We start from the raw sequence: 21,011 nt of genomic DNA on the forward strand, positions 1-21,011 counted from the left end.
TCTCCCGGCTAAGCCATCCTGCAAAGGCGCTGCTGATGGAGTTGGGGCGGCAGTTCGTGCGAGATAACAATGGGAGGCTGCTTTTATCCCGCGCGCATTTGGCTAAGCGTGGATGGTCAAGCAATGACACCATCAACCGCGCCAAAGCAGAGTTGCTCGCGAGTGGCTTTATTTTCGAGACTGTCAAAGGCCACCGCCCCAATAAGGCGAGTTGGTACGCGGTCACATGGAGGGCGCTGGACAGGATACCTGGCTACGACCCCGGCGCTGTGGAGCTATTTAGAAGGAGCGCTTACCAAGATAACCAGCCCCTTAGAAACGCAAGTCTTACACCGGCAAGCGGTCAAGGCAAGCGCATAACAGCACCGACTGGCGGTCTAGGGAGACTCGCCACTACACCGGCAAGCGGTGCTATCAGAGGCAGTTTTGCCGCGCTCTCTGCACCGCCACACGGACACCATCTAGATATGCCATCTGTAGGCGTCAAAAACTACGGCAGTTACCGGCGGTTGACTCGAGGATGTACCGGATTGTTTTCCGCGCTAGTCCTTAGTAATTGACGGCACGAAAGGAAGGGCCTACACACTACGCGCGAAGTGCTGGAATCAATTGGTGAATAACCAGCAAATTCAAGCAGTTACCAGTTCGGGTCTTATGCCCAAAAAGTGCGAACGAAATCAAACACTTAGGAGTCTGAGAAATTGACGAAAAGAGACCGCCCCAGAGTTGACTACACGCCCTGCCAAGCTGCCTTAGAGGCCCTGCAGGCCGCGCGCACTTTGTACCCCAAGGCAAACACGCAAGCATTGATAGACCGCTTGGTCATCACGGGTCTATCTGCGCTAGTGCATGGGAAGTGGCAACCGCCTAGCCTTTGGGGGACGCGTGAACGATGGAAGCTGCCCGATGACCTGCGCGAGCAAATTCCGGTGCAGTCTGGATAAAGTACAGGGAAATACTTGCTGAATTCCGGGAAATTCACCAAGCGCTTAAGACCGACGTTGAGGTTCATGGAAAACGTGGGCCGACCTTAACATCCAACTCAATCTTTTGATTAGAAGGCATCGCTTGAAGCCACATTTGTTGCTCACGAGCGTACTCTGCTTCATCTGCAAACCACTGTTCTAGAGTCTGGGTGTCGCGATTGAATACCAAATAGTAGGGAATAAAACCCTTCCAAGTTTGGTGCAGTGAGTACTTCCAAATCCACTTGTTCGAAATGAACTGCGTTTGTGAAGGTTCGCCAAGAACTGCCTTGACTTCTGCTGACTTCATTCCGGGGGCAAGTTGATTGGTCTTCACAACAGAGCCAAGCCCGCCACTCGGCCCCGCACACCCTGCCAAACCCAAGCAGAATAAAAAACCAATTACCCGTAGCACTTGCATATCTAATCTCCCTACCAAAGACGTACGAACTTTATCAGTTTTGCTGATTTGACTTTGGTCTGCATCGCGGGCGGCAATGCATTTGTTTTGGCTGGCTATGGGGCTAGATTTGGGAAAGTTGCCTACAGATTGCCTACAACCTGCACAAAGAAAAAGAGCCTGCTACTTTTTCAATAGCAAGCTCTTTAGCGATTACTTGGGGTGGCTGATGGGGCTCGAACCCACGACAACAGGAATCACAATCCTGGACTCTACCAACTGAGCTACAGCCACCGTAGACAAAAATTATAACCTGATTTTCAGGCTCCAGATCAATTCTGGGCTGTTTTGGCAGCACCGGGGGCCGGAACCTTGATTTGCACCTTGAAACGCTGCTTCAAGCTTTCATAATAGGCACTGCTCTCGGACGCAGCAACCCATTGCGCATACTGCGCTTGCTCTTGCTTGCCTTTGGCTTCTTCCACCGCATTGCGTGGCAACACCTTGTTGACACGCACCACCACATAGCCTTGGCCGCCCACATCTGTACCCGTAAAGCCGGGTAGCTTGGCCGGATTGACCTTCAATGCAGCATCCACCACAGCACCTGCCAGTCCTTGAGCAGCGTCGCGGGACACCGTGACAGCGGCGGGCATGGCCACGGCAGAAGGATTGGCTTGCAAAGCGGCCAGCTTCTCGGTGCCCTCTTTTTTGGCCTGCTCAAGAGCGCGGCTTGCCACCAAACGTTCACGGACCTGGGCCTTCACCTCATTGAGCGCCAAGGGACGCGCCGGGCTATATGCCACCACACGGGCAGAAACCAGTTGATTAGCGCCCAGCTCCAGAGCTTCGGTATTGCGCTTCTTCTCCAGGGAATCGGTACTAAAAATGGCTTCCAACAACTTGGGATTCGCCAAGGGGCCGGCTGCGCCGGGCAGGGGCTGGCGCTGCACATTGGTGGCGGTTTTGACTTCCAGCTTCAAACGCTCGGCAACAGGCTTCAGGCTGTCAGATTGCTCGTACACGCCATTGGTGAAGGCCTCTGCCACTTCAGCAAACTTTCGCTGCGCCAATTGAGCGCGCAATTCGGGCTCCAGGCTGACACGGGCCTCTTCGAATGTGGGCTGCTTTGCACCCTTCACTTCTGCCAGCTTGATGATGTGGAAGCCGAAATCGGACTCCACCAAATCGCTGATTTCGCCCTTCTTCATGGAAAACGCAGCATCTTCGAAGGGCTTCACCATCGCGCCACGGCCGAAGAAATCGAGGTCTCCACCGCGAGGCGCTGACCCTGCGTCTTGAGAGTTCTTTTTGGCCACCTCTGCGAATGAATCCGGCGCCTTGCGCACTTGGGCCAGCAAAGCCGTCGCACGCTCTTTGGCCTTGGCGCGGTCAGCGGCCGGCATGTCCTTGGGAGCGTTGATCAGGATGTGGCTGGCGCGACGCTCTTCTTTGGCGCTCAAGCGGCTGGCATTTTGCTCAAAATAGGACTTGAGGTCGGCTTCATTCACAGACACTGTCTTTTTGACGGCTTCCAAGTCCAGCACCACGTATTCCACATTGGCGGTTTCAGTGGACTGGAACAGGGCCGAATTCGCTTGGAAGTAAGCATCGATATCGGCATCTGACGGATTGATTTTGCTAGCGTAATCCGCAGGGCTGAAACGCAAAACCTGTACTTCACGGCGTTCAAAAAATGCGTTCAGAGCCAAGTCCGATAGTGCCTTCGGAGAAAACGCGGTACCCGTTACGGCGGACTCCACCTGCATCAAGGACAGATCACGGCGCACACGGGCCTCAAAACCTTCCGGGGTCAGTCCTTGGCTCGCAGCCAGTTGGCGATAACGCTCCATGTCCAAGGTGCCATCAGGTTTGCGCAAGCTGGCGATGGTGGGGTTTTGCTGCAGCTCACGGGCCAGTCGGGCGTTGCTGGTCGTCATGTGGGCGGTTTGCACCGCTTCGGCCATGACCTTTTCACGAACCAAGCGTTCCAGCGTGGTGTAGCGGGCTTCGGCAGAATCCAACAATTTGGGGTCCAGATTCGGCACGGAGGCACGCAGGCGATCCACCTCATTTTTGTGGGCAAAGTCCCACTCCTCTTGCGTGATCTTGGCGTTGCCAACGGTTGCGACTGTTGCCCCACCACCGGCCATGCTCTTGTAGCCGTCCACACCGACCAGAACGAAGGCGGGGATGATCAGCAAGAACATGAGGAACATCAAGACCTTCGTGTGCTTGCGAACAAAATCAAACATGCGCTAACTCTCCATGTGAACAACAAAAAAGGCGAACAATTTGTTCGCCTTTGCTGGGTGGGGGTGGTGGGTGATGACGGGCTCGAACCGCCGACCTACGCCTTGTAAGGGCGCCGCTCTACCAACTGAGCTAATCACCCCCCCGAAAACCGGATTTCAGTTCAGGGCATCTTTCAATGCTTTGCCTGGACGGAACTTTGGAACCTTGGCAGCCTTGATTTTAATCGCAGCGCCGGTGCGTGGATTGCGACCTGTGCGAGCAGCGCGCTTACCAACCGCAAATGTACCAAAACCCACGAGGGACACTGTGCCGCCCTTTTTCAAGGTGGTCTTCACTGCGCCGATGGTGGATTCCAAAGCGCGTGTAGCAGCTGCTTTGGAAATGTCAGCGTGCTTAGCAATGTGCTCGATCAATTCTGTTTTATTCACAAGGACCCCTTAGTCGGAAGCGGAGTTAGACGATGTCTCTTCAAATTTCTGATGTATCAAGTACCGGATGATTTGCGCGACGCACAAATTTTCAACGGAACTCACACAATATTGCCGCGGCTTTTAAAGCAGCGCGGAGGCGAATTCTAGACGTAAATCTGCGACCTTCCTGCACTCTTCAAAGTTTTTTATTTGTGAGCGATTGTCATGCCGAAACAGGTTGACAGAATGGCAAACGCGTCAACTCTATTGGGCGCGGGCACGAATTTCCGGAAGGGCCTTTTGCAGGTAGTACACCATGGACCACACGGTGAGCACTGCAGCTATCCAGATCAACCAGACACCCCATACGTGAGTGTCGATAAGCCCGAACAACATACCGTCAAACAACAGGAACGGAATCGCCACCATCTGCACCACGGTCTTGAGTTTGCCGATCATGTGCACTGCCACACTCTTGCTGGCACCGATCTGCGCCATCCACTCCCGCAAGGCGGAGATGGCAATTTCACGGCCGATGATTATCAAGGCCACAAATACGTCGGCTCGCTGCAAGTGCACCAGTACCAGCACACACGCGCACACCAAAAACTTGTCTGCCACCGGGTCGAGGAATGCTCCGAAAGACGAAGTCTGGTTGAGCTTGCGAGCCAGGTAGCCATCCAACCAATCTGTCAGCGCAAACACCACAAACATGACGGTGGCGACCAGATTACGTTCGTGGATGCTGGCCATGCTATCGGGCAGATAGAACACGCCCACGATGAGGGGGATCGCGAAAATTCGCGTCCAGGTCATGATGGTGGGGATGGTGGTAAACATGGCTGGATTGTGGCACGCCTTAGTGCAACGCCCGGTAGATTTCCTCTGCAAGTTCACGCGATATGCCTTCGACCGATGCGATGTCCTGTGCGCTGGCCTGCTCCACCCCGCGCACGCCACCAAAGCGCTGCAACAGCCTGGCGCGCCGTTTGGGGCCAATCCCGGGAATTTCCTCCAGCTTGCTGCCGCCGGTGCGTACCTTGGCCCGCGCAGCGCGCATTCCGGTAATCGCGAAGCGGTGGGCCTCATCGCGGATTTGCGCCACCAACATCAGGGCCGCTGAATCGGCCCCCAGATAGACCTTGTCCCGACCGTCGGCAAACACCAGCTCCTCCAAGCCTACCTTGCGGCCCTCGCCTTTTTCAACACCCACAATCAGCGACAGGTCCAGCCCCAAGCTCTCAAAAACCTCTTTGGCCATGGACACCTGCCCTTTGCCGCCATCCACCAACACCAAGTCAGGTAGGCGCGCACTATTGCTGGGCGGGGTGCCGCTGTGCTTGGCCTCCCGGATCGCCTCGGCAATCTTGCTGTAACGTCGCGTGAGCACTTGCCGCATGGCCGCGTAGTCGTCCCCGCCGGTGATGCCGTCGATGTTGAAACGCCGGTACTCGGCGTTTTGCATTTTGTGGTGCTGAAAGACCACGCAAGAGGCCTGCGTAGCCTCGCCCGCCGTGTGTGAGATGTCGAAGCACTCGATGCGCAATTCGTCGAGGTTCTCGAGCGCAAGGTCCAGGGCATCTGCAAGCGCGCGGGTACGCGCCTGCTGCGAACCCTCTTCGGCCAACAAGCGTGCCAGCTGCAAGCCGGCGTTGGTTTGAGCCATGTCCAACCACGCGCGCCGCTGCTCGCGGGGCTGATGAATCGCTGAGGCCTTCACACCAGTTTGCTCTGCCAGCGCCTGCATCAGGCCCTTGCTCACGGGCTCGCTCACCACCAATACCGAAGGCATGGGCACCTGGATGTAGTGCTGGGCAATAAAGGCTTCGAGCACCTGCACTTCTACCGATGCAGTGGCCACGCCCTCTTCCGCAGACTCCATGGCTGAGGCGTCTTCCACGTGCACTGGAAAGTACGCCCGGTCGCCCAGATGGCGGCCACCGCGCACCATGGCGAGGTTCACGCACGCCTTGCCACCTTGCACCTTGACGGCCAGGATGTCTACGTCCCGGTCCGACACGTTGTCCACCGACTGCTGGTGCAACACATTGGACAAAGCGGCCACCTGGTTGCGCAGCTCAGCAGCCTTCTCAAACTCCAGCTTCTCGGCATGCGCCATCATGCGGGACTCCAGGCCCCGCATCACATCCTGTGCTTCTCCCCGCAGGAAGCGCTCGGCATTCGCTACGTCCTGCGCGTAGTCCAGCGGCTGGATATGGCCGACGCACGGACCGGAACAGCGCTTGATCTGGTACAGCAAACAGGGCCGGGTGCGGTTCGCAAAAATCGAATCTTCACAAGTGCGCAGGCGGAACACCTTCTGCATCAGCAGAATGGCCTCCTTCACCGCCCAGGCGCTGGGGTAAGGGCCGAAGTAGCGGTGCTTTTTTTCCACCGCGCCACGGTAGTAGGACACGCGGGCGAACTCCACTGGCTGTGGCGCGCGCGCCGGAGCAGCAGCATCGGCGGGCGCCATGTTCTTGGGCACCAGCGGGGTGCCGGTCATCTTCAAATACGGGTAGCTCTTGTCGTCGCGAAACAGGATGTTGTACTTGGGGTTCAGCGTCTTGATGAGGTTGTTTTCCAGCAGCAGCGCCTCCGCCTCAGAGCGCACCACGGTGGTCTCCATGCGCACGATCTTGCTCACCATGTGCCCGATGCGGGTGCCGCCATGGTTTTTCTGGAAATAGCTGCTGACCCGTTTTTTCAGGCTGATGGCCTTGCCGACATAAAGCACCTGCCCGTCGGCATCGAAATAGCGGTACACGCCGGGCAGGGACGGGAGCGCTGCCACTTCGCGCAGCAACTCTTCAGGATGGGTATCACTCATGGGCGCTATTGTCGGCCCACGCAGCGCCCTTGTGCACAATCGGCGGCATGTCCTCCAAGCCAGCCAGCCCGCTCCCCGAGCCACAAACCCCAGCCCCTGCATGGCTATGGGATGTGTTCTGCCAAGTCATCGACAACTATGGCGACATCGGCGTGTGCTGGCGCTTGTGTGCTGACATTGCGCAACGCGGCCATACCGTGCGCTTCTGGGTGGATGACAGCAGCGCGCTGGACTGGATGGCCCCCGGAGCCCGCCAAGGCCAATGGTCCGGCATCAGCGTGCGGGCATGGGAAGAAGCCGCGGACGCTGCCAAGCTGCGCGATCTCCCGCCCGCCGATGTGTGGATTGAAGGTTTCGGATGCCATATTGCTCCTGAATTTATAGCTGCTCGCGCACATTCCATGAGCGCTAACGCCCTAAATGACACTAAACCACCTGCCTGGATCAATCTGGAATACCTGTCAGCCGAAGACTATGTGGAACGCTGCCACGCACTGCCCTCACCGGTGATGCAAGGTCCTGCAAAAGGCTGGACCAAGCACTTTTATTACCCCGGCTTCACCGCAGGCACTGGAGGCCTCTTGCGCGAGCCGAGCTTTGAAGAACGGCAACACGGGCTGGATGACTCCTGGCGCGGCGCATGGCTGGCCGACCAAGGCGTAGCCTGGACAGGCGAGCGCCTGATCAGCCTCTTTTGCTATGAACCGGCCGCCCTTGCGAAGGCCTTGGCCGACTGGATGCGCGCCGACACATCTACCTTGCTGCTGGTGACGCCGGGGCGGGCAAGACATGCGCTTGCACAGGCGCTCCCCCAAGCGGAGGCCATGACCGGCACGGCGCTTCACAATAGCCATCTGCGTCTTCACTACCTCGAAGCCTTGAGCCACCCTGAGTTCGACGCCCTGCTGCAGTGCTGCGACCTCAACTTCGTGCGGGGAGAAGACTCACTGGTACGCGCCCTCTGGGCCGGCCAACCGTTTGTCTGGCACATCTACCCCCAGGACGATGGCGCACATGCCGAAAAACTCGCCGCCTTTCTGGACTGCATGGGTGCAGACGCCACCGTTCGCCGGCTCCATGCGGCATGGAATGGACTGCCACCGATTCACAACGCCCCAGGCCAGCAAACAGTGCTGGATTGGGGCCGCTTGCCGCTGAGTGCATGGCGTCAACAGGTACAAGGCTGGCGCGACCGGCTGCGCCAGCAGCCCGACTTGGTAAGCAGCCTGGTCAGTTTTGTGGAGAAAAGGCGATAAAATACGAGGCTTTGCTGAATTTGCCGCCTGAACTGCGTAGGTTTAAGGGGTGCAAATCATGCCCCGCCGCAGACTGCGGCCTACAGTCGCTGTACGCGACAAACGTCCTCGCAACCCTATGAAAATCGCACAAGAAATCCGCGCCGGCAATGTGATCATGCACGGCAAAGACCCCATGGTCGTCCTGAAAACCGAATACAGCCGCGGCGGCCGCAACTCTGCCACCGTGCGCATGAAGCTCAAGAGCCTGATCGCTAACTTCGGTACCGAAGTGGTATTCAAGGCCGACGACAAGATGGACCAGATCATTCTGGACAAGAAGGATTGCACTTACTCCTACTTCGCTGATCCCCTGTATGTTTGGATGGATGCCGACTACAACCAGTACGAAGTCGAAGCCGAAAACATGGGCGACTCCCTGAACTACCTGGAAGACGGCATGACCGCCGAAGTGGTTTTCTACGAAGGCAAAGCCATCTCCGTCGAACTGCCCACTAGCGTGGAACGTGAAATCACCTGGACTGAGCCTGCTGTGAAGGGTGATACCTCCGGCAAGGTGCTCAAGCCTGCCAAGATCGCCACCGGTTTCGAAATCGGCGTGCCAATATTCGTGGCCCAAGGCGACCGCGTTGAAATCGACACCCGTACCGGCGAATATCGCAAACGCGTCTAATCCACGCACTGCACTGGCCTTTAGGGGCCCTCCAGAAAAAGCTCCTTCGGGAGCTTTTTTTATGGCCGCAAACAAGCCGCAAAAAACGGCACGTCTCTTGCCTTCAGAGTGCCACGAAACTGCCGCACAATGAAGCCATGGAAAACACGCAAAACCTCAACGAAAGCCGTATCGCCAACGCCTGGGCGGACCTGCAAAACCATTCTGACCAGGGCGGCGCCCTGGACCAAGACGCCTACCGCCTGGCCTTTGCAGACCCTGAATTCCTGCTCCGCCGCGAGACCCGTGGCATCCGCATCCAGCTGGAGATGCTCAAGCCCGACCTGGACCAGGCCGCCCAAGGCGTGGACAACACCGTGGTGGTATTCGGGAGCGCACGATTCCCTTCACCCGAAGATGCTGAAGCGTTCGCGCAAGCTGCCGAGGCCTCTGGCGATGCACAGCAAATCGCCCTGTCCAAGCGCCATCTGCGCAACGCCAAGCACTACGACAATGCCCGCCTGTTTGCCCGCCTGGTTGCGGGCCACAGCGCCCGCAAACCCCGCGAGGAGCGCCTGTTCATCTGCACCGGTGGCGGCCCCGGCATCATGGAAGCGGCCAACCGGGGCGCCCACGAGATGGGTGCACTCACCCCCGGCCTGAACATCACCCTGCCGCATGAGCAACGGGCCAACCCTTACGTGACGCCGTCCTTGAGCTTCAAGTTCCACTACTTCGCCACCCGCAAGATGCATTTCATGATGCGTGCCAAAGCGCTGGTGGCTTTTCCCGGCGGCTTCGGCACCCTGGACGAGCTGTTTGAAGTGATCACGCTGGTACAGACCAAAAAGGCCAAGCCGGTGCCCATCATCCTGTTCGGCACCGACTACTGGAAACGCCTGATCAACATGGATGTGCTGGTGGAGGAAGGCGCAATTTCGCCCGAAGACCTGAACCTGCTGCACTACACCGACGACCCGCAGGACGCCTGGGACACCATCCGCAACTTTTACGGACTGCCCGTGTGAGGCCCTGCACGCAACCGCCAGGCTGCGTGTGAACCCAGCCCCACCAGGGCACCTACGGTCCAGAACACCACCGACACCCCCACCACCACACCCGCCGTGCCAAAGAGCATGGGCATGAGCACGCTGGAGAGGTTGATGGTCATCAGCCGCAGCGCAATCGCTTGGCCGTGCAGCGCATGCGGCGTGATCTGGTGCAGGGTGCTCATGATCATGGGTTGCACCGTACCCAGCGTCAGCCCCAGCAACACCGAGCACACGCCCATGGCCCAGGCGCTGGGCATCAAGGGATAGACCGCAAATAGCAGCGCCGTCACCACCATGGCCGTGGTGACCACCGCCCATTCGCGCAGGCGCGACGCCAGCAGCGGCAGAAAAACCCGCACCACCGCTGCAGCCACCGCAAAAGCACCAAGGATGGTGCCTATGACCGAAGCGCTGTATCCACGCTCATGCCCCAGCACCGGCACCACAAAGGTGTGCACGTCCCAGCAGCTGGAGAGCAACCAGTTCACCAACAACAGGCGGCGCATCATCGGCTCTTTGAACAGGGGCCAGGCACTGGGGGGCACGCCACCCGCATGCACCACGGGTTCCAGCTCCCGCGTGGTCCGCACACAGCACCAAGCCAACGATGGCAGCAGCGCCGTCAGCGCAAACGCAGCCACAAAACCGTTGTGGTCGGCCACCTTGCCGCCCAGCCAAACACCGGCGTGGTCAATCAACAAGCCTGCGCACACCGGGCCCAGAAAGTTGGAAATCGCGGGCCCGATAGACAGCCAGCTGAACACGCGGCGCAAATCGGTGGCGTCCGCGGCCGCCCGCCCCACGTGGCGCTGCAAGGCAATGGCGGCAGAACCGGTAGCGCCACCCATCATCAGCGCCGCAAAACACAGCACGGCGAAATGCGGATACAGGGCAGCCGCAGTGGCCCCGGAAATGGACGCCACCACCGCCCAGGACACCGGCTTGCGCAAGCCATGCCGGTCCGCAAAGCGCCCGGCCGGTAAAGCCAGAAACACCTGCGACAAAGAAAACAAGGCCAGCAAAAAACCCACCGCCAACGGTCCGTAGCCCTGCTGCAAGGCCCACAGCGGCGCAGCCAGTCGCATGCCCGCCATGCTGGCATGCAGGCACACATGGCCGCTGATCTAGCGCAATAGTGCCCAAGGGTTTTGGGGGGCGCTAACTGCTGAATGTGCAGGGGCGTGCAGGCCGCTCATAGGCCGGCGCCGTCGGCATCCCGGTCCCTATCAAGGTCAGCATCACGGTCCACATCGCGATCAATGGGCAACAAAGCCTGCGCCTGGGTGTCCGGCAGGGCCTCCACCTTTTTGAGTGCCCGCCCCATGGCGCGGCTGCGCACTTCGGCACTGTCCAGGGTTTTGAGCACGGTCTCGGTTTGCGACTTGACCTTGGCCAGCACATCGCCGAACTTGCTGAACTCGGTTTTGACAGCACCTAGCACTTGCCACACCTCGCTGGAGCGCTTTTCCAAGGCCAGCGTTCGAAAGCCCATTTGCAAGGAACTGAGCATGGCCAGCAAGGTGGTGGGCCCGGCCAGGGTAATGCGGTGCTCACGCTGCAAAGCTTCCATCAGGCCGGGGCGGCGCAGCACTTCAGCGTACAGGCCTTCGGTCGGCAGGAAAAGGATGGCGAAGTCGGTGGTGTGCGGGGGCTCCACATACTTCTCGGAAATCGACTTGGCCTCCAGCCGGATGCGCATTTCCAGCGCCTTGCCGGCGGCCTCGGCAGCGGCGGCATCCGCCCTGCCCTGCGCGTCGAGCAGGCGCTCGTAGTCTTCGTTGGGGAACTTGGCGTCAATCGGCAGCCACAAAGGGGCGCCGTTGTCCGATTTGCCGGGCAGCTTGATGGCGAAGTCCACCACGTTTTTGCTGCCGGGGCGGGTGGCGACCTGCGTGGCGTATTGGTCGGGCACAAACACTTGCTCCAAGAGGGATGCCAGTTGGGCCTCACCGAACATGCCACGGGTTTTGACGTTGGAGAGCAGATGCTTCAAGTCGCCCACGCCCTGCGCGAGCGACTGCATTTCGCCCAGCCCTTTGTGCACCTGCTCCAGCCGCTCGGCCACTTGCTTGAAGCTCTCGCCCAAACGGGCTTGCAAGGTGGTCTGCAACTTCTCGTCCACCGTGGCGCGCATCTCGTCGAGCTTGGCGGAATTGGTGGTCTGCAGCTGGGCCAATTGGGCATCGAGGGTCTGGCGCACCTCGGCCATGCGGCGGGCGTTGGATTCGCTCAGGGCACTCAGCTGGTTGGCCAGGGTGTCGGACAGGGTCTTCTGCAAGAGCGCGAGTTGCTGGCCGAAGGCGTCGATCTGGGTGTTCTGGGTGCGGGTGGCTTCGGCGGTTTGCTGCACCAGACTTTGCTGGAAAGTGGCAAGGTTTTGTGCCAGCTCCTGGCGGCCGCTGCGCGCACTCTCTTGCACCTCGCGACGCAGCTCCCGCTCCACGCGTTCGCTGCTGCTTTGCAGGCGGGCCAACAGCTCCTGGCGTGCCTCCTGTTGCGCCAGCTCTTGGGCATGGGCTTGGGGATCAGTACCCGCGCGACCACGCAAAAGCAGCACCAGCAACACAAGTTGCAAGAGGCCCAAAACCACTCCCGCCACCACCATCCATTCCGTCATAGATTCCTTCTAGTTATGCATCATTTCAGCCTCTACCGCCCATTGAATATGCGCGAGCAGCTATAAATTCAATAGCAAACCCAAACACAAGGCATGATGCGCACTTGCGTGAAGTGCCCTCCGCCCAAGCTTCAACGCCGCACGGCGCCCAGTGTGTTCACCGGGGTGAGCACCTCGCCGGTCGCAAAAAAGCGCAGCAAGTTGTCAGCGGCCAGCTGGGCCATGGCCCGGCGCGTGGCCAGGGTCGCGCTGGCAATGTGCGGGGTCAGCACCACGTTAGGGAGGGTCAGCAAGTCCGGGTGCACTTGGGGTTCGCCTTCAAACACGTCCAGCCCGGCCGCGGCAATCTGCCCGCGGCGCAGGGCCTGGGCCAGCGCCGAATCATCCACAATGCCGCCGCGCGCAATGTTGGTCAGGGTGGCGGTGGGCTTCATCTGCGCCAACTCCGCCGCACCGATGCTATGGTGCGATTCCGCCGAGTACGGCAACACCAGCACCAGATGGTCAGCTTGCGCGAGCAGCGTCGCTTTGTCTACATACTGCGCGCCGCACGCGGATTCCAGCCCCGCATCGAGCCGGCTGCGGTTGTGATAAATCACCTTCATGCCGAAGCCATGGAAGCCGCGCCGCGCAATACCCTGCCCGATGCGCCCCATCCCCAGAATGCCGAGTGTGGCGCCATGGATGTCGCTGCCACAAAACATGTCGTAGCTCCAGCGCTTCCACAAACCGGCGCGCAAAAAGTGCTCGCTCTCGGCCATGCGGCGGGCGGTGGCCATCATCAGCGCGAAGCCGAAGTCGGCGGTGGTCTCGGTGAGCACATCCGGGGCATTGGTGCCCTGCACGCCGCTGGCCGTCATGGCCGGCACATCGAAGTTGTTAAACCCCACAGCCATGTTGGCGCAGATTTTGAGTTGAGGGCAAGCCTGCAGCAGCTCGGCGCTGATGCGCTCGCCGCCGGTGGTGAGAACGCCATCTTTGCCTTGCAGACGGGCGGTCAAGTCCTGAGCAGACCAGACAGCGTCCGCCTGGTTGTGTTCTACCTCGAACACCGCCTCCAACCGGGCGAGTACTTCCGGGAAGATGGCCCGGCTGATCAGGATGCGGGGCTTGGAGCTTGATGATGTCATGCTGAAACAGGGGGTTGGGTGGTGGGCATGGCGGTGGCTTCCACCGGGCTTGGGATTTCAAACACCTGGCGCAGGTAGGCCAAGTATTTCTCTTCATCGCACATGTTCTTGGACGGTGTGTCGGAGAGCTTGGCCACCGGCTGGCCGTTGCAACGCACCATCTTGATGACGATTTGCAGCGGCGTGTAGCCCAGATCATTGGTCAGATTAGTGCCGATGCCGAAGGCCAGCTGGCAGCGCCCGCGGAACTGCTGGTAGAGCTCGATGGTGCGGGGAATGGTCAAGCCGTCGCTGAAGATCAAGGTTTTGGTGCGCGGGTTGACCCGGTTGCGCAGGTAGTGGTCGATCATGCGCTCGCCCCAGGTGAATGGGTCGCCACTGTCGTGGCGCGCGCCGTCGAAGAGCTTGCAGAAAAACATGTCAAAGTCGCGCAGAAAGGCGTTCATGCCGTACACATCGCTGAGCGCAATGCCCAGGTCGCCGCGGTACTCCCGGGCCCAGGACTCGAAGGCAAATATCTGGCTGTCCCGCAAGCGCGGGCCCAAAGCCTGAGAGGCTTGCAGGTATTCGTGGGCCATGGTGCCCAGTGGCGTGAGCCCCAGCTTCATGGCGAGCAATACATTGCTGGTACCGGCCAACTGACCAGGGCGCCCCACCGCATTGCCGGGGCTTTGCAGAGTGCCCAGCTTGGCGCTGAGCACGCGCAGCACTTCGTCGTGCCAGGCGCGGGAGAAGCGGCGGCGGGTGCCGTAATCGGCAATCTTCAGGTCTTCCAAGCCCTCAGCGCGCAACTGCTCGATCTTGGTTTCCAGGCGCTTGCGCCCTTCCACGAAGTCCGGCACGCGCTGGGTGTTGCGGAAGTACACCTCGTTCACGATGGCCAACACCGGGATCTCAAACAGGATGGTGTGGAGCCACGGCCCGACGATGCTGATGTCCAACTCGCCATTGGCCAGGGGGGTGACGGTGATGTACTTTTCGTTCAGGCGGAACAGCCCCAGAAAGTCCACGAAGTCGCTTTTGATAAAGCGCATGGACCGCAGATAGGCCAGCTCGCTCTCCTGGAACTGAAGGCTGCACAGGGAACGGATTTCCTCGCGGATCTCAGTCGCATGCGCCGCCAGATCCATGCCCGGGTTGCGGCACTTGAAGCGGTACTCCACCTGCGCCCCCGGAAACTGATGCAGCACCACTTGCATCATGGTGAATTTGTAGAGGTCGGTGTCCAGCAAACTGGTGATGATCATGAGGCGTTCAGGCTGCCGTGCGTAGCCGCGGGGAAAATTGCTATCAATTCAGGAGCTGCTCGCGCATACAGAATGTGCGCCAACAGCCATTTTCATTCACATTTCCGTCATTCCACCCAGCGGGTGAAGTCGGCTACCGGAACGCGGGGAGTGTGGAAGGTGTTGACCGGCGCATCCGGGTCGGCGTAGCCCAGCGACATACCGCAGACCAGCATCTCGCCCTCACCTGCCCCGATGTGCGGAAGGATGATGCTGGAGAAGCCGTTCCACGCCGCCTGCGGGCAGGTGTGAAGGCCGCGCCCTCGCGCTGCCACCATGATGTTTTGCAGAAACGCGCCGTAGTCCACCAACGAGCCGCGCCCCATGACCTTGTCGACGGTGAACATCAGGCCCACCGGCGCATCGAAGAAGCGGAAGTTGCGCTGGTGCTGGGCGTGCATTTTGTCTTTGTCGGCCTTGCCGATGCCCAACAAGCCATAGAGCCCCCAACCGTTCTCGCGACGGCGGTCTATATAGGGGCTGACCCACTGGGCGGGGTAGTAGTCGTACTCCTCCTGGTACTGCGCAGCCAGCTCGGGGGTGGCGCGGATCGCGTCGTGCGCGGCGCAGGTTTTATCCACCAGCGCATCGCGGCTCGCACCTTGCAGCACGTAGACCTTCCAAGGTTGGCAGTTGGTACCCGAAGGCGCGCGGCTGGCTACGTCCAGAATGGCTTCAATATCTTCCCGGGCAACAGCCTTGGGCAGAAAGGCCCGGGCGGACATGCGGGAGCGGATGGCGTCATCGACGATAGCTGCAGTCATTGCAAGGTCTCCAGTAGTTGTCTCAAAGCATCAGGAAGCGGGACCGGCTTGCGGGTGAGCCTGTCCACATAGACATGGATAAAGTGGCCTTTGGCGGCGGTGGTCTCACCCTCACCAAAAATGCCGATCTCGTAGCGCACGCTGGAGGTACCGAGTTTGGCAACCCGAATGCCGGCTTGCACCACCTCGGGGAAGGACACAGAAGCAAAGTAGTTGCACTGGGTTTCCACCACCAGTCCAATGGTGTCGCCCGCATGGATATCGAGCACGCCCTGCTCCATCAGGTAGGCATTCACCGCAGTATCAAACCAGCTGTAGTACACCACGTTGTTGACGTGGCCGTAGACGTCGTTGTCACTCCAACGGGTGGGAATGGTGCGCAGTACCCGGTAGGCACTTCGCGGCTCGGCGTGGGGCTTCAGGGGCGCGTTCAGCTGCATGTGAACCATTTTGCCAGCGATACCGGCACCGTCAGGCGCAGACCCTGATATTGGGGCGGGCGAGATGGATATATCCAAAAATGCGCTCCAACATTTCATGACGCGCCCGTGAAAAATCGCCTCACCCAGCCCGAATTAGGAAATTTGCACTAATTTGTTGCAGTGCAACAAAAAGTGCTTGCATTGACACACGGGCTCTCTATAATTCGAACCATGCTGCACTGCAACATAAAGTCCACTGGGACAGATGCTTACGGCGCAGATGGTGATTTTTTACCTTAACTCTTGGAGATCTCTATGCTGACCGTTGAACAAGTTATCGCTTCCCACAAAGCCAATATCGAAACCCTGTTTGGCTTGACCAACAAAGCTTTCGAAGGCGTGGAAAAGATTGTGGAATTGAACCTGACTGCTTCCAAAGCAGCTCTGGCAGAAGCCGCTACCCACACACAAACCATGTTGAGCGTGAAAGACGCCCAAGAGCTGTTGGCCTTGCAATCCGGCCTGCTTCAGCCTCTGGCTGAGAAGACTGCTGCTTACAGCCGTCACCTCTATGACATCGCTACTTCCACTGGCGCTGAATTCACCAAGAATGCTGAAGCACAAGCTGCTGACGCTCAGAAAAAGTTTGCCGGCCTGATCGATAGCGCTGCCAAAAACGCCCCTGCAGGTTCTGAATCTGTGGTCGCCATCATGAAGAGCTCTGTGGCTGCTGCCAACAATGCTTTGGAATCTGTGCAAAAAGCAGTTAAGCAAGCGACTGAAGTTGCCGAAGCTAACTTCAACGCTGTGGCCGCTACCGCGACCAACGCCACCAAGGCTGCTACTGCGAAAAAGCGCTAATTTGGGTACGGGGCACTAAAACAATTTAGGTTTTTTTGTCCCAACCACTAGCTACCAAGGGAAAACCCTGAGATAATTCAGTCATCAGAAACTCCCATGTTTCTACCGGTTGTCTCCTCGGGTCCTTTCGAAACCTTCAGGTTCAGGGATCCCTTCAAGGCCTCGTTGTAAAACGGGGCCTTTTTTTTTATTTGCCGCGGGCCGCCAATGCGGCCTTCAGCTCAGGAATCAACTTGAGCATGGCTTGGCGGCCGGCTTCGATAGAACGTTTGCGTGCACCGAAGTCTGAGCTACTGATGCCCTGCAGTGCCGGGCGCACCACCACATCAGCTTCCCTCAGCTCAAACCGGTTGATGCTCTTGCCCATGATGGAAAAGGTCTGAAGCAGGATGTCGAGGGTTCCGCCTGTCAGGCTGCCTTCTGGCGGACTGGAAATATCCACCGCAATCACAAAATCCGCCCCCATGCGCCGGGCTGCAGCTACGGGCACGGGAGACACCAATCCTCCGTCCACATATTCGCGTCCGTTGATCTTGACGGGCTGAAACACTGCAGGCACAGAGCTGGACGCCCGGACGGCCGTGCCGGTATCGCCCCGCTGGAACAGCACATCGTTGCCATTGTTGAGGTCAGTGGCAACGATACCCAAGGGCATGGGTAACTCTTCAATCAGCTTACCGCTCACTTGGCCATTGACATACTTGGCCAAGGCATCACCACGCAGCATGCCACGGCTGAAGATGGGCAGTGTCCAATCTGCAATGGCTGCCTCCTCCATGGTTTCCGCCACGCGCTGAAGCTGAGTCCCATTCTTGCCACTGGCGTAAATGGCAGCGACCAGACTACCCGCCGAGGTGCCGGTGACCAGCGCGGGCTTGATGCCGTTCTCTTCCAACACCTGAATGACGCCTACATGGGCAAAGCCGCGCGCGGCCCCTCCACCCAACGCCAGACCGATCTTGGGCGGTGGCTTGGGAACCGTACCCGCCGGCGCAGTCATATCCGGGCCGACCACGGCGGTGCCCTTGTCTGCGGAAGGCACTGATGCGCACCCTGCTAACAGTACGACCGGGAGCAATGCCCAGGACAGACGTATTTTTCTCAATATCAACATCGAACAACACCTTGAAGAACCTCTGTACACGACCACTGTCACCAGCCGGTCACGCCCACTCGATAAACCATCCGCATTCACATACCATCAAGCCATGAAACACCGCATCAAAGGAGTCCTCGTGAAAGCCATCTGGTTCATCGGTTTTATTGCAATCGTACTGCCCACCCTGATCTTTTTTGCCGGACAGCTCGGCTTTCTCACCGGGAAAGTACCGCAGGACCTTGGCGTGAAAGACGGGCGATTGAAACCACCTTCGAATACGCCAAACAGTGTGAGCAGCCAAGCCAAGCTCTACCCGGATCACCCCTTACGTGGGTATGCAGACATTGCACCTTTCACGTTCAGTGGTGATGGCCAAGCGGCACTAAAAAAACTCACTGGGATTCTGCGCAGCATGCCAAAAACAGTATTGGTAACTGAAACTGCGGACTACCTCTACGCTCAGAGCACCACACCGACCTTGAAGTTCACAGATGATGTGGAGTTCTGGTTAAGCCCTGCAGAAAACGTGATTCACGTGCGCTCGGCAAGTCGTATCGGTCGCAAAGACTTTGCTGCCAACCGTACCCGTGTAGAAAACATAAGGGCCCAGTTCCAGCAGAACTGAGCCCTTGGTACCCGCTGCGCGGTTGCGCAGCGGGCTTTCAGCTTTCTAAGCGATCAGCCGGCAGTAGCCTCTTCGGGTTTGGACTTACCCTCTTTCTTGGGCAAGGGCTGAATGTCGAGTACCACTTCGTCCTTCTCATCCAGATCCACTGTCAGGCGACCACCATCCACCAAACGACCAAAGAGCAACTCGTCAGCCAATGCACGACGTATCGTGTCCTGGATCAAGCGCTGCATGGGGCGTGCACCCATCAGTGGATCAAAGCCCTTCTTGCCAAGGTGCTTGCGCAGCTTGTCGGTGAAAGTCACTTCCACTTTCTTCTCGGCCAACTGGGTTTCCAGTTGCAGCAAGAACTTGTCGACAACACGCAGGATCACGACTTCGTCCAAAGCCTTGAATCCGACGATCGCGTCCAAGCGGTTACGGAACTCCGGCGTAAACAAGCGCTTGATGTCCATCATTTCGTCACCGGCTTCGCGCGGGTTGGTAAAGCCGATGGTGGCCTTGTTCATGGTCTCAGCCCCTGCATTCGTCGTCATGATGATGATCACGTTGCGGAAGTCTGCCTTGCGGCCGTTGTTGTCTGTCAACGAGCCATGGTCCATGACCTGCAACAGCACGTTGAAGATGTCCGGATGCGCCTTTTCGATTTCATCCAGCAACAGCACCGCGTGCGGCTTCTTGGTGATGGCTTCGGTCAACAAGCCGCCTTGATCAAAACCTACATAGCCAGGAGGCGCACCGATCAAGCGACTGACAGCATGACGCTCCATGTATTCACTCATGTCAAAGCGAATCAGGTCGATGCCCATGATGTAGGCCAACTGCTTGGCCGCTTCTGTCTTGCCGACGCCCGTGGGGCCGCTGAACAGGAATGAGCCAATCGGCTTGTCTCCTTTACCCAGTCCGGAACGCGCCATCTTGACCGCCGAGGCCAATACGTCCAAAGCCTTGTCCTGGCCAAAGACCACGCTCTTGAGGTCACGCTCCAAGGTCTTGAGCTTGCTGCGGTCATCATTCGACACATTAGCCGGGGGAATGCGGGCGATCTTCGCCACAATTTCCTCGACCTCAGTCTTGCTGATGGTCTTCTTGCGTTTGCTCGGTGCCAGGATACGTTGGGCAGCACCAGCTTCATCAATCACATCGATCGCCTTGTCTGGCAGGTGGCGGTCATTGATGTACTTGGCACTCAGCTCAGCGGCCGCCTGCAGCGCAGCCACGGCGTACTTGACGTTGTGGTGCTCCTCAAAGCGGGATTTCAGGCCCTTGAGGATTTCCACTGTCTGATCGATGGTCGGCTCGACCACATCGACCTTCTGGAAACGACGGGACAACGCTGCGTCTTTTTCGAAGATGCCGCGATATTCGGTGAAGGTGGTCGCGCCGATGCACTTGAGTTGACCGGAACTCAGGCTGGGCTTGAGCAGGTTGGAGGCGTCCAAAGTGCCACCCGATGCTGCGCCCGCGCCAATCAGGGTATGAATTTCATCAATGAATAGCACGGCATTTGGCTTTTCCTTCAGCGATTTGAGCACTGCCTTCAGGCGTTGTTCAAAGTCACCGCGGTACTTGGTGCCTGCCAATAATGCGCCCATATCGAGCGAATACACCACGGAGTCCGCGAGGATCTCAGGTACATCGTTTTGTGAAATGCGCCATGCCAGACCCTCTGCAATCGCGGTCTTGCCGACACCCGCCTCACCCACCAACAAGGGATTATTTTTGCGACGACGGCACAGGATCTGGATGACACGCTCAACTTCGTAGTCGCGACCAATCAGAGGATCAATCTTGCCTTCTTTGGCCAGTTGATTCAGGTTCTGTGTGTACTGCTCCAAGGGCGAGGCTTTCTCGTTCTTTTCGCTCACCCCCTCTTCGCTTTCAGCGGGGCTCTCATTGGACTTGGTAGCCTCTGGCGGATCGGTCTTCTTGATGCCATGAGCAATGAAGTTCACCACGTCCAAGCGGGTCACGCCCTGCTGATGGAGGTAGTAAACCGCATGCGAATCTTTCTCACCGAAGATCGCCACCAGAACATTGGCGCCGGTTACTTCCTTCTTGCCACTGCCGGTACTTTGCACGTGCATGATGGCACGCTGAATGACGCGCTGGAAGCCCAGGGTTGGTTGGGTGTCCACTTCGTCCGTGCCTGCAACTTGAGGCGTATTGTCTTTGATGAAATTGGTCAGCGATTTGCGCAAATCGTCAATGTTTGCGGCGCACGCACGCAGTACTTCTGCCGCGCTGGGGTTGTCCAGCAAGGCCAACAACAAGTGCTCTACGGTAATGAACTCATGGCGCTGCTGACGGGCTTCCACGAAAGCCATGTGCAGGCTGACTTCCAATTCTTGGGCAATCATATGAATTCCTTTTTTTGCCTTGT

General features: G+C 58.5%; 19 protein-coding genes and 2 tRNA genes. 6 read left to right on the top strand and 15 right to left on the bottom strand.

The window, feature by feature from the left end; translation table 11 throughout:
* The first annotated feature begins 701 nt into the window (after positions 1–701).
* On the top strand, positions 702–944 hold the full coding sequence (locus AEP_RS20600) for a hypothetical protein (RefSeq protein WP_157673042.1): 243 nt from the start codon (positions 702–704) through the stop codon (positions 942–944).
* A gap of 64 nt (positions 945–1,008) precedes the next feature.
* Here the strand turns inward: AEP_RS20600 and AEP_RS04090 are convergent, their stop codons facing one another.
* The 7 genes from AEP_RS04090 to uvrC form a co-directional block, all read right to left on the bottom strand.
* Positions 1,009–1,386 (bottom strand): hypothetical protein, encoded by a 378-nt coding sequence (locus AEP_RS04090; protein ID WP_087494213.1) that lies wholly within the window; start codon positions 1,384–1,386, stop codon positions 1,009–1,011.
* 197 nt (positions 1,387–1,583) lie between these two features.
* A tRNA-His gene (locus tag AEP_RS04095) sits at positions 1,584–1,659 on the bottom strand.
* 38 nt (positions 1,660–1,697) lie between these two features.
* Complete coding sequence (locus tag AEP_RS04100; protein WP_087494214.1) at positions 1,698–3,620, bottom strand: SurA N-terminal domain-containing protein; 1,923 nt, start codon at positions 3,618–3,620, stop codon at positions 1,698–1,700.
* Between the two features lie 64 nt (positions 3,621–3,684).
* Positions 3,685–3,760, bottom strand: a tRNA-Val gene (locus AEP_RS04105).
* Between the two features lie 16 nt (positions 3,761–3,776).
* A complete protein-coding gene (locus AEP_RS04110; RefSeq protein WP_066709320.1) occupies positions 3,777–4,049 on the bottom strand; it encodes an HU family DNA-binding protein in 273 nt (90 codons plus the stop codon).
* Positions 4,050–4,295: 246 nt separating this feature from the next.
* Positions 4,296–4,871, bottom strand: a complete 576-nt coding sequence (gene pgsA, locus AEP_RS04115; RefSeq protein ID WP_087494215.1) for a CDP-diacylglycerol--glycerol-3-phosphate 3-phosphatidyltransferase — start codon at positions 4,869–4,871, stop codon at positions 4,296–4,298.
* Positions 4,872–4,890: 19 nt separating this feature from the next.
* Entirely contained in the window at positions 4,891–6,861 is a 1,971-nt protein-coding gene (gene uvrC / locus AEP_RS04120) for an excinuclease ABC subunit UvrC (RefSeq protein ID WP_087494216.1), read from the bottom strand.
* Positions 6,862–6,908: 47 nt separating this feature from the next.
* On the opposite strand from uvrC, the gene earP reads away from it, so the two are divergent.
* The 3 genes from earP (at position 6,909) to AEP_RS04135 (ending at position 9,797) form a co-directional block, all read left to right on the top strand.
* A complete protein-coding gene (gene earP / locus AEP_RS04125) occupies positions 6,909–8,117 on the top strand; it encodes an elongation factor P maturation arginine rhamnosyltransferase EarP (protein ID WP_087494217.1) in 1,209 nt (402 codons plus the stop codon).
* Positions 8,118–8,235: 118 nt separating this feature from the next.
* Positions 8,236–8,790 (top strand): elongation factor P, encoded by a 555-nt coding sequence (efp, locus tag AEP_RS04130; protein ID WP_087494218.1) that lies wholly within the window; start codon positions 8,236–8,238, stop codon positions 8,788–8,790.
* A 137-nt stretch (positions 8,791–8,927) separates the two neighbouring features.
* A complete protein-coding gene (locus tag AEP_RS04135) occupies positions 8,928–9,797 on the top strand; it encodes a TIGR00730 family Rossman fold protein (RefSeq protein WP_087494219.1) in 870 nt (289 codons plus the stop codon).
* Here the strand turns inward: AEP_RS04135 and AEP_RS04140 are convergent.
* The 6 genes from AEP_RS04140 to AEP_RS04165 form a co-directional block, all read right to left on the bottom strand.
* Positions 9,779–10,945 (bottom strand): MFS transporter, encoded by a 1,167-nt coding sequence (locus tag AEP_RS04140; protein WP_257789663.1) that lies wholly within the window; start codon positions 10,943–10,945, stop codon positions 9,779–9,781. The genes AEP_RS04135 and AEP_RS04140 overlap by 19 nt on opposite strands.
* A 68-nt stretch (positions 10,946–11,013) precedes the next feature.
* Positions 11,014–12,438, bottom strand: coding sequence for a DNA recombination protein RmuC (gene rmuC, locus AEP_RS04145; RefSeq protein WP_087494220.1), 1,425 nt, complete (start codon positions 12,436–12,438; stop codon positions 11,014–11,016).
* Between the two features lie 131 nt (positions 12,439–12,569).
* Positions 12,570–13,568, bottom strand: coding sequence for a 2-hydroxyacid dehydrogenase (locus tag AEP_RS04150; protein WP_087494221.1), 999 nt, complete (start codon positions 13,566–13,568; stop codon positions 12,570–12,572).
* The gene (gene pncB / locus AEP_RS04155) at positions 13,565–14,815 is read right to left on the bottom strand and encodes a nicotinate phosphoribosyltransferase (RefSeq protein ID WP_087494222.1); all 1,251 of its coding nucleotides are present in this window, start codon (positions 14,813–14,815) and stop codon (positions 13,565–13,567) included. Before pncB ends, AEP_RS04150 begins: the two co-directional genes overlap by 4 nt.
* Before the next feature lie 107 nt (positions 14,816–14,922).
* Positions 14,923–15,618: a nitroreductase gene (locus tag AEP_RS04160; protein WP_087494223.1), complete on the bottom strand. Its 696-nt coding sequence runs from the start codon at positions 15,616–15,618 to the stop codon at positions 14,923–14,925.
* Positions 15,615–16,067, bottom strand: coding sequence for an acyl-CoA thioesterase (locus AEP_RS04165; protein ID WP_087494224.1), 453 nt, complete (start codon positions 16,065–16,067; stop codon positions 15,615–15,617). The genes AEP_RS04160 and AEP_RS04165 overlap by 4 nt, the downstream gene beginning before the upstream one ends.
* Positions 16,068–16,355: 288 nt before the next feature.
* Here AEP_RS04165 and AEP_RS04170 point away from each other — a divergent pair, with 288 nt between their 5' ends.
* Complete coding sequence (locus AEP_RS04170; RefSeq protein WP_087494225.1) at positions 16,356–16,901, top strand: phasin family protein; 546 nt, start codon at positions 16,356–16,358, stop codon at positions 16,899–16,901.
* A 187-nt stretch (positions 16,902–17,088) separates the two neighbouring features.
* Here AEP_RS04170 and AEP_RS04175 read toward each other — a convergent pair whose 3' ends face one another.
* Positions 17,089–18,015 carry a patatin-like phospholipase family protein gene (locus AEP_RS04175; RefSeq protein WP_087494226.1) on the bottom strand — a complete coding sequence of 309 codons (927 nt, stop codon included), beginning with the start codon at positions 18,013–18,015 and terminating at the stop codon, positions 17,089–17,091.
* Positions 18,016–18,109: 94 nt separating this feature from the next.
* On the opposite strand from AEP_RS04175, the gene AEP_RS04180 reads away from it, so the two are divergent.
* Complete coding sequence (locus tag AEP_RS04180; protein ID WP_087494227.1) at positions 18,110–18,625, top strand: DUF1499 domain-containing protein; 516 nt, start codon at positions 18,110–18,112, stop codon at positions 18,623–18,625.
* Between the two features lie 53 nt (positions 18,626–18,678).
* Here AEP_RS04180 and clpA read toward each other — a convergent pair whose 3' ends face one another.
* Positions 18,679–20,988: an ATP-dependent Clp protease ATP-binding subunit ClpA gene (gene clpA / locus AEP_RS04185; protein ID WP_087494228.1), complete on the bottom strand. Its 2,310-nt coding sequence runs from the start codon at positions 20,986–20,988 to the stop codon at positions 18,679–18,681.
* Positions 20,989–21,011: the final 23 nt, after the last annotated feature.

This window comes from Curvibacter sp. AEP1-3, from assembly GCF_002163715.1.
Classification (GTDB): Bacteria; Pseudomonadota; Gammaproteobacteria; order Burkholderiales; family Burkholderiaceae_C; genus Allorhodoferax.